This is a genomic window from Nocardia farcinica, from assembly GCF_029867845.1.
GTDB classification, from domain to species: Bacteria; Actinomycetota; Actinomycetes; order Mycobacteriales; family Mycobacteriaceae; genus Nocardia; species Nocardia farcinica_A.
In genome coordinates, this window is the sequence record NZ_JARWRU010000998.1 from 1 (window position 1) to 14051 (window position 14051).

Sequence of the window (14051 nt, forward strand, 5' to 3'; positions counted from 1 at the left end):
GTTCATCACCGTCAATGCTGATGTTCCGGGACGGTATGACTGGACCGTGTACATCAACGGCGCTGCGCCGGAGGGCCCGCAGTGGAACGTCGAAGACGACAACCTGCATTCGGCGTTTCGCCGCTACCGCGACGGCGTAACCCGTTACCACTCCGGTTATGTGTCCATGTCGAGGCGGCCCATGCCGCCGGCAGGAATCTGTATGTGACCCCACTCAACCGGTGCCGGGTTCCATAGGTGGTGTGGCAAAATCGCTGAAATGATCGAGCCCAACGCTGTCGCCGGAGCACAGCTGGTGGCTGATGACCTCACGAATGCCTTCGGATTTGAGGTATTCACCGACGCTGAAACCGATAGCCGGCTGGGCGATTCCATCGCCATACGGATTCCCGAACTGGGAGTCGAGATGGGATATCGCCCCAACGCCGGAGTTCCACCGGAGTCCGTTGCCTGCCAGTTGGCCGGCCACATTCAGGACGATGTCCTTTCACGGACCGCGATGATCTGGCCCGACGACCCCGGGCATGGCGACCAGCCGCTGGTTCCCGGCGACACGGGGTGGTATCGGGAAAGCGAGCCTGCGGTGGTAGTGCCCTACGGGCACGCGGGTACCGCGCACCGGCCGGACGGTTCCCTCGAGGGGGTCGTCCGGTGGTGGCTGGGCTACTGGTTCGTCGGGGCCATTGCCGACCCTGCGGGAGATGTGTGGTTCTCGGAGCACGAGTTCGATGGCGACCTGTCGATGATCCGTCCCGGAGTTCCTGTCGACTACGAGGTCGGTGAGAGGTTCCACGGCAAGCTCCGCAAGGCAGTCGTGGTTCGGGTTGCCGACTGACGCCTGAACTCGGCTTCGGAAGCCGGCAAAGTCAACGGCGGCACGATGACTCCTATTCGATGCGTCTGCGCACGAAAACCGCTCGACATTCGTACGTCCCTCGAGGAAGGTCTTCGATCTCGACATCGACTGGATCGCCTTCAGCCAGAATAAGGACGTCCCCCTTGTCCACCGTGGACATGTGAAACCAGGCCAGCGATCCGTCCGTCCGCGTCAGCACACCGGTGCCATTGCGGATGTTCCAGCGGTAGACTGTCGCACGCTCCACAACCCGCCCCCTGCACTGCGCCGGGTGATCGACCAGACGGTGCAATCCTCGCACGGCCGCGAAGTATCGGGAACCGGATCGGGCCGGTCGACGTCCAATCCCTGTGACCGAGCATTTCGGCCACAACAAGGGGGGACCATCATGGGAGTACGTGTCCTGGCGATCGTGGCGACCGCGGGAATCTTGGCTGTCGCACCGATCGCGATCGCGGCCGCACCGGCGAGCGCCACACCTGCCACGATCGACTGCAAGTACACCGGCCCGATCGTCGGGCACCCAGGAATGCAGTACGTCTGCTACGTCCACAACGAAGACGGATCGAGGGAGATCTTCTATGCACCCGGCCCCTCAGCCCGGCCCTGAACCGGTCACCCACGTCATCCAGCGGCCCGAATTCGTCGACCAGGCCGACGGCACCGTCCGTGCCTACTACCCCGGCGAGGACTGGTGGGTCATCGGGCCGGACCGCGACGCCGCGATCACCGCCCTGGTCACCGAATCCCAACGCCGCCTGGAAGACCCCGCCTATGTCGCCGAACACTGGGAACTGACCCGCCGCCACCTCGACGGCCGCGAAACCACACCCGGGTTCGAGGTTCGTCAGATTACCGCCGAGGACTACCAACACCGGATCGACGAACTCGGCGACCAGTTACACAACACCGGCAGACAGGACTGACACCAGGCGACGGTGAGCGCGGTCTTCTCGGCTCGTTCGGAGACATTGGGGGCCACCGTCTCAGGTCGTCGCCGTTGGCAGTGACTTTGACCTCGAGGTTGCGGCCCCGGAAGACGTCGCGCGAGTAGGCGCCCGGGGCGCCGAGGCGCGCACCGGTCTCCTGGTGCGCGCTCTCACCCAGCAACACACTTGTCGTGCCGGAGGCCGTCGTTCCCCGGGTGCGGGGCTGGAACCCCAATCCCGAACCATCACAGATTATTTCGGCCACTGGCCTGGCTGTGCTCGCGTCTCATCGCTCACCGGAGCGCTGCATGCCGACAGCGTCGTGCGCGGGATGGCCGGGCGCGTTCGCCGGAAAAGCGCGCGCCGCGACCGGCCGCGTGATTTGAACGGGTTGAATGTGCGTCCGAGAATGTAGCCGATGCGTCCGGGAATGGGGCGCATGGTGGCCGCGGACACCTTGTTGAAGGCGCCGGGAATGCAGACGGGTTTTCCCGCCTCGACCGCGTTCCAGCCTTCCCGGACGACGTCTTCGGGTTGCTGCCACATGAATCCGGGCAACCGGTCGGCGGCGTCGCGGGTGCCCATGACGTCGTGGAATTCGCTGCGCGTGAAACCGGGGCACAGTGCAGTCACATGAATGCCGTGGGGCTTGAGTTCCATGTCCAGCGATTGGGACATGTTGAGCACATAGGCTTTGATCCCGGTGTAGAGCAGGCCTTCTCCCGGGGGCGACACCGCGGCCAGCGACGACAGATTGACGATTCGCCCCCAGCGTCGCGCCTTCATATGGGGAATCGCGCGATGGGTCAGCTCCGTCACCGCGGTGACCATGAGCTGGAGTTCGGCGGCGACCGACTCCCAGGGGGTGTCGGAGAACTTGGTGCCCGAGGACAGGCCCGCGTTGTTGACGAGGACGTCGACCGGCATGTCCAGTTCGTTCGTCCGGTCGATGATCGCGGCGGGAGCCTTGGGATCGCTCAAGTCGGCGGCGACGACCTCGGCGCGTACTCCGTGCCGCTGGTGGAGTTCGGTGGCGAGCTGTTCCAGCCGCTCCGCGCGCCGGGCCACCAGGATGAGGTCGTGGTTCGCCGCGGCGAGATGCCGGGCGAACGCGGTTCCGATGCCCGCGGAAGCGCCCGTGACCAGGGCTGTGCGTCGAGTGGTCGAAGTCATCGCTGATCGCCCGTCCGTTGTCTCGTGGGTGGACCTGCACCCAGGTATCTTGAATGGCGTTCAACAAGCTAGCAGCATCTTGAATGCCATTCAAGACCGGATCTGGTGCGGAGGTGACGTCTTCGATGGCGCGGAACAAGAGGCCGCAGGCCGCCGATGAGAAGCGCGAGGAGATCGTCGCGGCCGCGCGGAGGCTGTTCCTCGGGGACGGATACGACGCGACGTCGATGAACAGGCTGGCCAAGGAAGCCGGCGTGGCGGCCAACACGATCTACTGGTACTTCGACGACAAGGACGATGTGCTCGTCGCGGTGCTGTCCGACGTCATGGCCGATATCTGGCCGCTGTATCAGGCGGTCTCGGGGGAGCCGATCGCGGCGCGGGTGCTGTGGATCGTGCGGCGGCTGACCGAGATGCGCGGGTTGGTGACCACCGTGCACGCCCGCGTGCCGCATTCGGCCACGGTGGCGGAGTGGCACCACAATTTCCATCTGCTCACCGGCAGTCTGTTCCGTGCCGAACTGGAAGCGGCGGGTGTCCCGCCGGAGACCGTCGACGCCGAGGTGATGATCGCCGTGTTCACCGTCGAGGGCCTGTTGATGCACACACGGGACGAGGGCGAGCAGCGCTCGGTGTGTGAGGTGCTGGCCTCTCGGTGGCCGCCGACCACCGGATAGACCGCGTTCCTGTCGCCGCGCGAGCATATTCCCGTCGAATCATCCCGAACCCAAATCTGTTCCGCCCCTTTCCGTCCGGCTTACCGTCGATCGGGTGGGAGAGCAGAGCACACTTCGCAGGTCACTGAAGATCGTCACCGGGGTCAGCGGTGGCGAGGACATCTACGCGGCGGCGGTGGACCCGGCCAGATCCACGCTCGCCTCGGCCCTCGAGGTCGCGAGGATCGCCGAGGACAACACCTTCGACGCGCTGTTCGCGGCGGATCTGCTCAGCTTCGGCAAGCAGGGGGCCATCGGCGCGCAGGAGCCGTTGATCTATCTGGCGGCACTGAGCGCGGTCACCTCACACGTCGGGCTGATCGCCACCGTGACCACCACCTTCCACCACCCCTACAACCTCGCCAGGCTGTTCGGGACGCTCGATCACGTGAGCAACGGCCGCGCGGCCTGGAACGCGGTGACCTCCTCGCTCGGGGAGGAGAACTACAGCGACGAGGAGCTGCCGAGCCCGGAGGAGCGCTACGGCCGCGCCACCGAGGTCATCGAGGTGGTGAACAAGCTCTTCGACTCCTGGCAGCCGGGGGCGCTGGTCCCCGACGGGGCGGGCGGGGCGAAGCTGGACGCGGACCTGGTCCGGCCGATCGACCACCGCGGCCGGTACTTCTCCGTGGCCGGTCCGCTCAACATCCCGCCGTTGCCGCAACGCAGGCCGGTGCAGTTCCAGGCCGGGCAGTCGGCGGGCGGGATCGAACTCGGCGCCCGCTTCGCCGAGGTGGTGTTCACCTCCCTGGCCACCCTCGACGACGCACTGGACTACACCGCGCGCATCCGGGCCAGGGCCAGGCAGCTGGGCCGCCCCGACGGGCTGCCCCTCATCTTCAGCTCGCTGCACGCCACGTTCGGCGCCACCGAAGCCGAGGCCGCGCGCCTGGTCCGCGAACGCGCGGAGGCCACCGACTTCGCGGAAGGCCGCCTCCGGCTCGCCGACATGCTCGGCGGCGGGGTCGATCTCACCGACCTGCCGTTGGACAAGCCGCTGCCCGAATCCCTGCTTCCCACCGTGGAATCGGTGAACCGGCGACGCGGGCGGGTGGAGATCTTCACCAAGCTCGCCCGGTCGGGGCGCACGTTGCGCGAGCTGATCGTCGCCTCGAAGGACACCGGCCACTGGGCGGCGGCGGGCACGCCCGAACAGCTGGCCGACGCGATCCAGGAGCGCTACGAGGCGGGCGTGCTCGACCTCATCGGACTCAGCGGCCTCGCCGACCCCCGGACCCGCGATTTCCTCACCAACGGCCTGCTGCCCGAACTGCGGCGGCGCGGGATCGTCGGCACCGAATATCGCGGTGGCACCTTCCGCGAGAACCTCGAACTGCCGGCCCTGTCGGATCAGCGGTCCTGAACAGCTCACGGCCGGTCCGATCGTGACCGGCCGTGATGTACCCCCGGGAGTGGCCCGTCGACACCATCGCCTCTGCCTGCGGTTTCGGCAGTGCCGTCACGTTCAGGCAGAACTTCGCCGCTGTCTACGGGACCACCCCCACCGCCTACCGCCGCCGCTTCGCCACGGCCCCCGCTCCTCGCGCGTCGGGTTCCGGTACGTAGAAGCGCAACAGCGCACTCGTCCTGCGGCGAGCGGCTACTCGGTGAATTCCTCGATCGCGACGCTCCAATAGGTTTCACCGTCCGGCTTCGCGCCGACCTTCCGCTCGACGGCTTCCACTCTCGAGCCCGGAGTCGCGTATTTCGAGACGGCATACCGTGGATTGTGGTCACTGTAGGCGTAGACGACTTCACCATCCCGGACGAACACCTGCACGAGAGAGTCGGACGTCATCGGCAAACCGCGCCAGCGCAGCCCGTCGGTGTGAAGACGGTTGTTGATGGTCTCGCTGGTGGCGGACCGGAAACTGTACATCCTGTCCCAACTGCCGGTCGGGATTCCGGCTGCGTCGATCAGTTCGCCCAACCGCGCTTCGCCGCGAGTCCCTGATCCGATCGAATGCCGCAGCGAGCGCGGGACTTTCTTCTTCCACGACCACAAACTTGTCTGAGGATGCCGGTCCGCATCCGGTCAGAAGGAGCAGGACGGCGGAGCCGAGTACCAGCCGAACTAGACTACGGTGGGCAGGATTGCTATTCATGAGCCTCGGTGAGACGTTTCTTGATGTCTTCTTCGAACTGATTCGCCATGCGCGTCAACACCATCCGGGCGAGAATCGGATTGTGGATCTCGCTCTCCGTCATCAACCAGGCGAAGGCATCTTCGGGATAGCTGACCGAGCCGTCTCGTCAACGGTGAAGCGAGCGTCTTCCGCGGCCTGAATGGCGCTGACTGCAACGGATTTGGCGGAGCTGAGCGCTGAAACGATGTGGAAGTGATCTGCTTCGCGTCCTCGAAGGCTGTCACCACCTTCGACAGCGAAGACTTTGCCTCGTCCCCCTTCCATCGCATCGAATCGCCGGCGTCCCTGCGCCAGAAACCAGGTGAATCAGCGAGCTGATGAGAAATCACGTCGCGTTGCTCGGTGATCTTCTGCGCACACCGACTCCATTCGTCGGCTTGTGACGTGAGCGCGTCGAATGTCCAGCTACGGATTTGCGACTTGGTCGGAGGAACCCAGCTCATCGTGGTCCGGCTTCCCCGAGACCGGCATCGGACAATTCCGCGATCCGCTGCGCTTGCTCCGCCTGCTGACGGTTGTACTCGGCGATGCAGATCCCAGCCGAGTCGCTGATCTCTTTGAGTTGAACATTCACGCCGCGAACACTCAGCTCAGCCCGAGCGCCGGCCTTCATGAAGGCATGTCCGAGCCCCGAGCCCTGCAGCGCATCATCGATATCCCACATGTGGGTAGTCGCCTTCACCGCAGCCAGCTCGCCTTGCGCCTGGCCGAACAGGCCGATCATGCCCTCGAGTTCGACTTGCCCCACGAACAGATCTGACATCCGTCCCCCTAGAACTCGTATCGCCGTCGGACAGGTTGGCCCGCTAGCATGATCGAAACAGAGATCCCGGGGGAGCGTGTACTCGAGTTGTACCCGAACAGCGGTGACATCGATCCGATCACCAACCGAATCGACTCGGTGCAGCGGGCCCTGATGACGGACCGATCCAGCGCATCGCGCTACGGCGTCGCTGTCGATGTTCTGGCGGACGGGACGCTGGAATCGGTTCGCATCGACGAGAGCGTCACACTGGCGCCGAGTTGGGCGCATTGATCACCGAACTCGCGCGGGAGGCGTTGGAGCTTGCTCGCACGAACGTGCGCGAGCGCCTCTCCGAACTTCGCGCGGACTCACGCATAGCGGCCGCCGTCGAGGCGCTCGACCTTGCCTCCGAACGCCCGTATGCAGCATCAGTAGATCCCGTGAAGCCACATGAACCGACAGACGATGATCTGACCGAGGAAGAGTTGATCGAGCAGAACCAGCGGCGTCACTGGTCGTACTGGTAGACCATGCTCCGGCCGGGCCGCCGCGCCCCACCGAACTGGTGTCGATCGTTACCGCCGTCCGATCAGGCATGCTCTTGGTCTGCACGCTCGCCGTGCATCTGGCGACGCTGCCCGCCGACAGGCCGACGGGGCAGCTCTGGGGTTACCTTCAGAGGTTCCGGGATCAGGTCGCCTCTGGCTGCGGACGATCCGGCCACCACCCTGATCGAAGTCCGAGTCGCGTCGTTCGACCTCATCGACAGCGGCGAACGACCGACAGTCGCGCACAGGCTGTGGACACGGCCGTTCGTCGCGGGCCTGCCATCGGATATGGCCGATGGCGTCGTGGCCGGGTCTGACCAGCGACGCACGAGTTCAGTGGTCTCCGGGGGTTCTTCGGGTCGACCGCGCGGGATGCGATGTCATGAATTCCTTCGAGGCGATCTTCGCGAGAACGGCTCCGTTGTTGGGGATCGTGATCTCCGGCAAGCGTTCCGGCGCGATCCCGAATCGATACTTCGGGCCGCAATGCAGGATTGGTGAGCGCGGGCCGGCCCCGGCCCGGTGGGGAGTAGGTCGACCGGTGTCGTCGATCTTTGGGCGCCTGGGGACAGCTCACGCCGTACTCGGACGGTCGGCTCCGACATGTCTGTGCAACGAGACGGCGAGCCCGCGTCTCGAGTCGGTGCAGGCCCGCCGTCTGGGTGGTGAAGCCCGAGATCAGTTCGGAGCGACCGTCCCAGGGGCTGTGCGCAGGGCGGCGAGGGCGTCGAGGCGCTCCTCGGCCTCGTCGACGATGCGCTCGATGAGTTCCTTGCAGGTGGGCAGGTCGTCGATGATGCCGGTGACCTGACCGGCGGCGAGGACCCCTGCTTCAGTGTTGCCTTCGACCAGGCCCGCGCGCAGGAGCATGGGGGTGTTGGCGGCCATGATGACCTGGGACCAGGTGAGGTCTTTGGTCTTGCGCATGGCCAGGCCGTCGCGGACCAGAGTGGACCACTTCATGCCGGTCATCTTCTTGAACTTCGCCGCGTTCGAAGCCGCCGCGACGAACCCGCGCCAGTTGCCCGAATGCTCCAGGCGATCAACCAGTTCGGTGTTGAGCACCCGGTGCGGCATGCCGTCGACCTTGAGGGAGACGACGGTGTCCTGGAGGTGGCGGTTCAGGTATTCCTGCTTGACGGCATCGGGGACGCTGCTGTCCTGGGTGAGCAGGAAGCGGGTGCCCATCGCGACGCCTGCCGCGCCGTAGGCGAGGGCGGCGGCCAGGCCGCGGCCGTCGAAGAAGCCGCCCGCGGCGACCACGGGGATGTCGACGGCGTCGAGGACCGAGGGGAGCAGCAGGGTGGTGGCCACGGGGCCGGTGTGGCCGCCGCCCTCGCCGCCCTGCACGATCACCGCGTCGGCGCCCCAGGAGGCCACCTTCACCGCGTGCTTGGCCGCGCCGATCGACGGAACGACCACCACGCCCGCGTCTTTCAGTTTGGCGATCAGATCCTTCTTCGGGGCGAGCGCGAAGGAGGCGACGGCGACCTTCTCGCGGATGAGCAGGTCGATGCGCTCACCGGCGTCGGAGGCGTCGGCGCGGATGTTCACGCCGAACGGGCGGTCGGTCTGGGCCTTGGTCTTGGCGATCGCGGCCTCGAGCTCGGGGTAGGTCATGGTGGCCGAGGCGAGGATGCCGAGGCCGCCCGCGTTCGAGGTGGCCGAGACCAGGCCGGGGCCCGCCACCCAGCCCATGCCGGTCTGCACGATGGGGTGCTCGATGCCGACCAGGTCGGTCAGGGCGGTGCGCAGCCGCGGTGCCGGTGCGTTCACGTGGACGGCACCTCCTTCTCGCGAATCTTCCTCGGGTCGAGCACTTCCCGGATGATGCGCAGCTGCTCGGGCGTCGGGTCCGGGGTCACCGGGGCCTCGGCGAGACCGGCGATCTCGAAGGAGGTGTTCTCGGCGACCTCCTCGGGGGTGACGCCGGGGTGCAGGCTGCGGGCCCGCATGGAGTGGCCGGGGCCCTCGAAATCGAAGACGCCGAGGTTGGTGACCACGCGGTGGATCTTCAGGAAGCGGAAGGCCGGGTTGTCGGGGTCCACCTTGTCGTAGCCGACGCCGCAGACGATGTCGACGGCATCGACGAACACGCGCTTGCTGTGCTTGGCGACCCAGTAGCTGGTGGCGTGGTTGATGGTGTTGCCCGGTGCGCCGCGCAGGCCGAACATCTGGCGGGTCGGCTGCTGGTGCGGGCCGAAAGCGGAGAGGTTCTGGTTGCCGTACTTGTCGATCTGGTTGGCGCCCATGACGACATGGCGACGGCCCGAGGCGAGCACGTCGAACACCTTGCGGAAGGGGATCCAGCCCTCGGTGGGGGAGCTGCCGCCGAGCGGGGGAGTGTCGGCGAGCAGCAGGGCCTCGCCGTCGGACATCAGCAGATCCGGTTCGGTGGTGAGGCGGGCCAGGCGCGCGCCGAGGGTGGCCATGGGGGTCATCGGCGAGGCGACGATCTCACCCGCGCCGTCGAAGATCTCCGCGCAGGCCACCGCGCAGTACTCGGCCCTGGTGATGGTCTCGGTGCTGGTCATCCCTGGTTCTCCTGTTCCGCGAACCGGCGGACGGCCGCCTGGTACTCCTCCTCGGAGACCGCCAGATAGGTTTCGGCGAACTCCTGCCAGGTCTCGGGCGTCTTGGCCGCCTCGACGTAGTGGCGCTGGAACTTCTCGTCGCGCTTGTAGTCGCCGGCGAAGGTGAAATGCGCGCCGTTGGGGGCCTCGATCACACCGTCGACCATCATGCGGTTGAGCAGCAGTTGCTGCGGAGCAACGGTTTTCACCAGCTCCTCGGTGCTCACGACGCGCTCGGCGGTGAGATAGCGGCGTTCGGCGGCCATGCAGTAGAGGTCGTCGAAATACGGGTCGATGCCGGTGTAGGCGGCGTTGCCGTGCTCGTCGGCCAGGTCGAGGTGGACCAGGGCGGCGTCGAGGTTCAGCGCGGGCATGGCGGTCAGGGTCTCGGACCTGCCGTCCGGCGCGGGATAGGGCGAGGTGACGGTCTTCAGCTCGCCCTCCCAGAAGGTGAACACGTCCGAGCCGAGGCCGGCGCGGATGGGCAGGAACGGCAGGCGGGCGGCGGCGGCCTCGAGGCCGGCCTTGAGCATGCCCTCGTCCATCTCGCGGGAGACGATCGCGCCGGTGGTGCGGGCCTTGCCGAACCACGGGTCGTAGAAGGGGGCCGAGTCCAGGGAGACGAAGCCGTAGTAGGCCTTGCGCACCTTGCCCGCCGAGCACAGCAGGCCCAGGTCGGGACCGCCGTAGGTGACCACGGTCAGGTCGGTGAGGTCCGAGCGCAGGATGGCGCGGACCAGGGCCATCGGCTTGCGGCGCGAACCCCAGCCGCCGATACCGATCGTCATGCCGCTGCGCAGCTCGCCGACCACGTCGTCGAGCGACATTCGTTTGTCTTTCATCGGTCCTTACTCCTGGTTGGCGGTCTTGCGGGCCGCGAGGTCGTCGTCGAAGCGGGCGCGGATCTCGTCGGCCACGCCCGCGAGGTTCAGCTCGAAGGTGAAGCCCTGCTCGTAGCGGTAGCTGCGGTGCACGTCCTGGGTGTCGATGCCGTTGAGCGCGCGCTTGGCGGCGCGGATGACCCGGCCGTCCTTGGCGGCGATGTTCTCGGCGACCTTCAGCGTCGCGGCGTCGAGTTCGGCGCGCGGCACCACCTGGAACACCGAGCCGTGGTGGTGCAGCTGCTGGGCGGTGATGGTGCTCGCGGTGTAGAACAACGCGCGCATCAGGTGCTGGGGGACCAGCCTGGCCAGGTGGGTGGCCGCGCCGAGCGCGCCGCGGTCGACCTCGGGCAGGCCGAAGGTGGCGTCGTCGGAGGCGATCACGACGTCGGCGTTGCCGACCAGGCCGATGCCGCCGCCCAGGCAGAAGCCCTGCACCGAGGCGATCACCGGGACCGGGCAGTCGTAGACGGCGCCGAAGGCCTCGAAGCAGCCGTGGTTGGCGTCGATCAGCGCCTGGTGACCCGGCTTGCTCTGGATCTCCTTGATGTCGACGCCTGCGTTGAAGCCGCGGTTCTCCGCGCGCAGCACCACGACCTTGGTCTCCGGGTCGCGCCCGGCTTCGCGCACCGCGTCGGCGATGGCGAACCAGCCGTCGGTCGGGATGGCGTTGACCGGCGGGTAGTCGATCGTGACGACGGCGATGCCGGTGGATTCGGTGTGACGGTTGATCCCCATCGCAGGCCCTTCGTTGACCCAGCTCTGTCGAGAGAGCAGGTGGTTGGCAAAGCAAGCAGTTGCTTGGTAGGTTAGCACGGTGGCACTCGAAATCGACCTGTCCGATCGCGTCGTCCTGGTGACCGGCGGGGTGCGCGGCGTGGGCGCAGGCATCAGCCGGGAATTCCTGGCCGCGGGCGCGACCGTTGTCACCTGCGCGCGGCGCGAACCCGAGACGCCGGTGCATCACGACGGCAGGCAGGCGCACTTCCTGCCCTGCGACGTGCGCGACGCCGAGGCGGTGCGCGGCCTGATCGACACGGTGGTCGCCACCCACGGCAGGCTCGACCACGTGGTCAACAACGCCGGTGGCGCGCCGTTCGCGCGGGCGGCCACGGCCAGCGTCAACTTCCACACCAAGATCCTCGAGCTGAATCTGATGTCGGCGCTGTGGGTTTCCCAAGCCGCCAACGCGGTCATGCAGGAGCAGGCCGAGGGCGGGTCGATCGTGATGATCTCCAGCCTCAGCGGGCACCGTCCCTCGCCGGGCACCGCCGCCTACGGCGCGGCCAAGGCGGGCGTGGACAGCCTCACTCAATCGCTGGCCATGGAATGGGCGCCGAAGGTGCGGGTGAACTCGCTGATCGTGGGCCCGGTGGAGACCGAGCTGAGCGAGCTGCACTACGGCGACCGCGCCGGGATCGAGGCGGTGGCCGCCACCATTCCGCTCGGGCGGCTGGCCGCCCCCGCCGATGTCGGCCGGGTGGCCGCCTTCCTCGCCTCCCCGTTGGCCGCCTATGTCAGCGGCGCGATGGTGCAGGTGCACGGCGGCGGCGAGCGACCGCCCTTCCTCGACGTGGCGACGGCGGGCAACGTGCACGCGCCGCACCGGTCCACGGGCAGCGCGACGAACGGGACCGCGCAGGCCGACGGCAGCCCGGCGGCCAACGGGACCGCCTCGACCAGCGGTGCGGGCGAGCAGCGGCGGGCCTGACCCGCGTCGAGCCCGGCCCGTGGCGACGACCCCGATCCGCACTGGAACGAAACCGCATAACGAAGAAGGACAACGGAATGGTTGAGCAGATCTGCGCGGGACGCGTCGTCATCGTCACCGGCGCTGGGCGGGGGATCGGCCGCGCGCACGCGCTGGCCTTCGCCGCGGCGGGCGCCAAGGTGGTCGTCAACGACATCGGCACCTCACTGCACGGCGATGCCACCGGCGAGCGCCCGGCCGAGCAGGTGGTGGCCGAGATCGTCGCCGCGGGCGGCGAGGCGGCGCCCAACTACGACGACGTCGCCGACTGGGCGGGCGCGCGCAATCTCGTCCAGCAGGCCGTCGACACCTACGGCAGGCTCGACGTGCTGGTCAACAACGCCGGTTTCGTGCGCGACCGCATGCTGGTGAATCTCTCCGAAGAGGAATGGGATTCGGTGGTGCGGGTGCACCTCAAGGGCCATTTCGCCACCATGCGCCATGCCGCCGAATACTGGCGCGCCGAATCCAAGGCCGGGCGTCCGGTGGACGCGCGCGTGATCAACACCAGTTCCGGCGCGGGCCTGCAGGGCAGCGTCGGGCAATCCAATTACGGCGCCGCCAAGGCGGGCATCGCCGGGCTCACCCTGACCGCCGCCGCGGAATTCGCCCGGTACGGGGTGACCGTGAATGCCATCGCGCCCTCGGCGCGCACCAGGATGACCGAAACCGTTTTCGCCGACATGATGGCCGCGCCGGAATCCGGGTTCGACGCCATGGCGCCGGAGAACATCTCCCCGCTGGTGGTGTGGCTGGGCAGCGCGGAATCCGCGAACGTCACCGGACGGGTGTTCGAGGTCGAGGGCGGCAAGGTCGCGCTGGCCGACGGCTGGCGGCACGGGGTGGCCGTCGACCGCGGCGCCCGCTGGGAGCCCGCCGAGCTCGGTCCGGTGGTGGCCGACCTGATCGCCAAGGCCGCGCCGCCGGAAGCGGTGTACGGAGCCTGATCCGAGGCCGCGGCCTCACCCCTCTGCGCGGTTGCTACCGTTCTTCGAACATCATGCGGGTAGCGCATTAGTATGTGCTCCCATTGTGTGACGTCCGGGCGCGCGTTCGCGATCGGGCGGGATTGCCGCTGTACAGAGGGGAGGCCGGCGCATGGCCGCTGGTCGCACGAGGCGCGTCGTGGCCGTGGCGAGTGCTGTTGCCGGAATTGCGCTGTCCGCGTCGGCCGGGGCCTGGGCCGCGCCGCACGAGCCCACCGGCGGTCGGCCGACGACCGGCCCCGTCCCCACCGAACCCGCCCGCCCCGATGCCGCTGATCCGTCTGCTGAGCAGGGCGGAGCGGGTGGTGACGGCTCGGTGGCCGATGGCGATCCCGCGCCGGGGGAGTCGCGGGAGAATCCCGGTCAGGGAAATCCGCACCAGGGCGAATCCGGTGACCCGGATGTAGCGGCGCCGGGAAATTCCGGCGCGGGCGCGCCGGGCGGGGGTGGACCCGGCGCCGGGAATTCCGGCGACGGCGCCGGAAGTGGCGGGCAGGGGAATCCCGGTGGCGCGAGTCCCGGCAACGCCGGCGGCGAGGCCGACGGCAATGGCACCCTCGGCAACGGAAATCCGAACAACGGCAACCCCGCGGGTGGCAATCCCGGACAGGGCAATTCCGGCTACCAGGGCAATGCAGGCGACCGGGGCAATGCAGGCGACCGGGGCGGCTCGGGCAACGGTAACAGCGGAGCGGCCCCGGTAAATCAGGACGGCGCGGCTAATCCGCCCGCGGCGAACCCCGGTGC

The 14051-nt window shown here is 67.7% G+C and carries 18 protein-coding genes and 2 pseudogenes; 13 read left to right on the forward strand and 7 right to left on the reverse strand.

Annotated features, from left to right (window positions below; genetic code table 11):
• The 4 genes from QH283_RS22090 to QH283_RS22105 all read left to right on the forward strand — a co-directional run.
• A partial coding sequence (locus tag QH283_RS22090; protein WP_280504878.1) for a hypothetical protein occupies nt 1-208 on the forward strand: 208 nt, incomplete at its 5' end.
• 51 nt (nt 209-259) lie between these two features.
• Nucleotides 260-835 (forward strand): hypothetical protein, encoded by a 576-nt coding sequence (locus tag QH283_RS22095; protein ID WP_280504879.1) that lies wholly within the window; start codon nt 260-262, stop codon nt 833-835.
• A gap of 409 nt (nt 836-1244) precedes the next feature.
• On the forward strand, nt 1245-1466 hold the full coding sequence (locus QH283_RS22100) for a hypothetical protein (RefSeq protein WP_280504880.1): 222 nt from the start codon (nt 1245-1247) through the stop codon (nt 1464-1466).
• On the forward strand, nt 1438-1782 hold the full coding sequence (locus QH283_RS22105; RefSeq protein WP_280504881.1) for a hypothetical protein: 345 nt from the start codon (nt 1438-1440) through the stop codon (nt 1780-1782). The genes QH283_RS22100 and QH283_RS22105 overlap by 29 nt, the downstream gene beginning before the upstream one ends.
• A 384-nt stretch (nt 1783-2166) precedes the next feature.
• Here QH283_RS22105 and QH283_RS22110 read toward each other — a convergent pair.
• Nucleotides 2167-2958: pseudogene (locus tag QH283_RS22110) on the reverse strand (SDR family NAD(P)-dependent oxidoreductase); the annotation flags it as partial.
• Between the two features lie 125 nt (nt 2959-3083).
• Here QH283_RS22110 and QH283_RS22115 point away from each other — a divergent pair.
• The 3 genes from QH283_RS22115 to QH283_RS22125 all read left to right on the forward strand — a co-directional run bounded on the left by QH283_RS22115 (nt 3084) and on the right by QH283_RS22125 (nt 5240).
• Nucleotides 3084-3635 carry a TetR/AcrR family transcriptional regulator gene (locus QH283_RS22115; protein ID WP_280504882.1) on the forward strand — a complete coding sequence of 184 codons (552 nt, stop codon included), beginning with the start codon at nt 3084-3086 and terminating at the stop codon, nt 3633-3635.
• Nucleotides 3636-3729: 94 nt separating this feature from the next.
• Nucleotides 3730-5037, forward strand: coding sequence for an NtaA/DmoA family FMN-dependent monooxygenase (locus QH283_RS22120; RefSeq protein ID WP_280504883.1), 1308 nt, complete (start codon nt 3730-3732; stop codon nt 5035-5037).
• A 35-nt stretch (nt 5038-5072) separates the two neighbouring features.
• Nucleotides 5073-5240, forward strand: coding sequence for a helix-turn-helix domain-containing protein (locus tag QH283_RS22125; protein WP_280504895.1), 168 nt, complete (start codon nt 5073-5075; stop codon nt 5238-5240).
• A gap of 34 nt (nt 5241-5274) precedes the next feature.
• Here the strand turns inward: QH283_RS22125 and QH283_RS22130 are convergent, their stop codons facing one another.
• Complete coding sequence (locus QH283_RS22130) at nt 5275-5604, reverse strand: hypothetical protein (RefSeq protein WP_280504884.1); 330 nt, start codon at nt 5602-5604, stop codon at nt 5275-5277.
• A gap of 173 nt (nt 5605-5777) precedes the next feature.
• On the opposite strand from QH283_RS22130, the gene QH283_RS22135 reads away from it, so the two are divergent.
• Nucleotides 5778-5960: a hypothetical protein gene (locus QH283_RS22135; protein ID WP_280504885.1), complete on the forward strand. Its 183-nt coding sequence runs from the start codon at nt 5778-5780 to the stop codon at nt 5958-5960.
• A 300-nt stretch (nt 5961-6260) separates the two neighbouring features.
• Here the strand turns inward: QH283_RS22135 and QH283_RS22140 are convergent, their stop codons facing one another.
• The gene (locus QH283_RS22140) at nt 6261-6584 is read right to left on the reverse strand and encodes a hypothetical protein (protein WP_280504886.1); all 324 of its coding nucleotides are present in this window, start codon (nt 6582-6584) and stop codon (nt 6261-6263) included.
• 48 nt (nt 6585-6632) lie between these two features.
• On the opposite strand from QH283_RS22140, the gene QH283_RS22145 reads away from it, so the two are divergent.
• Both QH283_RS22145 and QH283_RS22150 read left to right on the forward strand, forming a co-directional pair.
• On the forward strand, nt 6633-6857 hold the full coding sequence (locus QH283_RS22145; protein ID WP_280504887.1) for a hypothetical protein: 225 nt from the start codon (nt 6633-6635) through the stop codon (nt 6855-6857).
• Nucleotides 6854-7093, forward strand: a complete 240-nt coding sequence (locus tag QH283_RS22150) for a hypothetical protein (protein ID WP_280504888.1) — start codon at nt 6854-6856, stop codon at nt 7091-7093. Before QH283_RS22145 ends, QH283_RS22150 begins: the two co-directional genes overlap by 4 nt.
• 699 nt (nt 7094-7792) lie before the next feature.
• Here QH283_RS22150 and QH283_RS22155 read toward each other — a convergent pair.
• Genes QH283_RS22155 through QH283_RS22170 form a run of 4 tightly spaced genes read right to left on the reverse strand, consistent with a single transcriptional unit; the run spans nt 7793 to nt 11306 of the window.
• Nucleotides 7793-8890 (reverse strand): NAD(P)H-dependent flavin oxidoreductase, encoded by a 1098-nt coding sequence (locus tag QH283_RS22155; RefSeq protein ID WP_280504889.1) that lies wholly within the window; start codon nt 8888-8890, stop codon nt 7793-7795.
• A complete protein-coding gene (locus QH283_RS22160; protein WP_280504890.1) occupies nt 8887-9648 on the reverse strand; it encodes a CoA-transferase subunit beta in 762 nt (253 codons plus the stop codon). The genes QH283_RS22155 and QH283_RS22160 overlap by 4 nt, the downstream gene beginning before the upstream one ends.
• Nucleotides 9645-10529 carry a CoA transferase subunit A gene (locus tag QH283_RS22165; RefSeq protein ID WP_280504891.1) on the reverse strand — a complete coding sequence of 295 codons (885 nt, stop codon included), beginning with the start codon at nt 10527-10529 and terminating at the stop codon, nt 9645-9647. The genes QH283_RS22160 and QH283_RS22165 overlap by 4 nt, the downstream gene beginning before the upstream one ends.
• Nucleotides 10530-10535: 6 nt before the next feature.
• Nucleotides 10536-11306: an enoyl-CoA hydratase family protein gene (locus tag QH283_RS22170; RefSeq protein WP_280504892.1), complete on the reverse strand. Its 771-nt coding sequence runs from the start codon at nt 11304-11306 to the stop codon at nt 10536-10538.
• Nucleotides 11307-11385: 79 nt separating this feature from the next.
• Here QH283_RS22170 and QH283_RS22175 point away from each other — a divergent pair, with 79 nt between their 5' ends.
• The 3 genes and pseudogenes from QH283_RS22175 to QH283_RS22185 all read left to right on the forward strand — a co-directional run.
• Nucleotides 11386-12279: an SDR family oxidoreductase gene (locus tag QH283_RS22175; protein ID WP_280504893.1), complete on the forward strand. Its 894-nt coding sequence runs from the start codon at nt 11386-11388 to the stop codon at nt 12277-12279.
• 77 nt (nt 12280-12356) lie between these two features.
• Nucleotides 12357-13265: an SDR family oxidoreductase gene (locus QH283_RS22180; RefSeq protein ID WP_280504894.1), complete on the forward strand. Its 909-nt coding sequence runs from the start codon at nt 12357-12359 to the stop codon at nt 13263-13265.
• 184 nt (nt 13266-13449) lie between these two features.
• Nucleotides 13450-14051 (forward strand): annotated as a pseudogene (locus QH283_RS22185) (hypothetical protein); the annotation flags it as partial.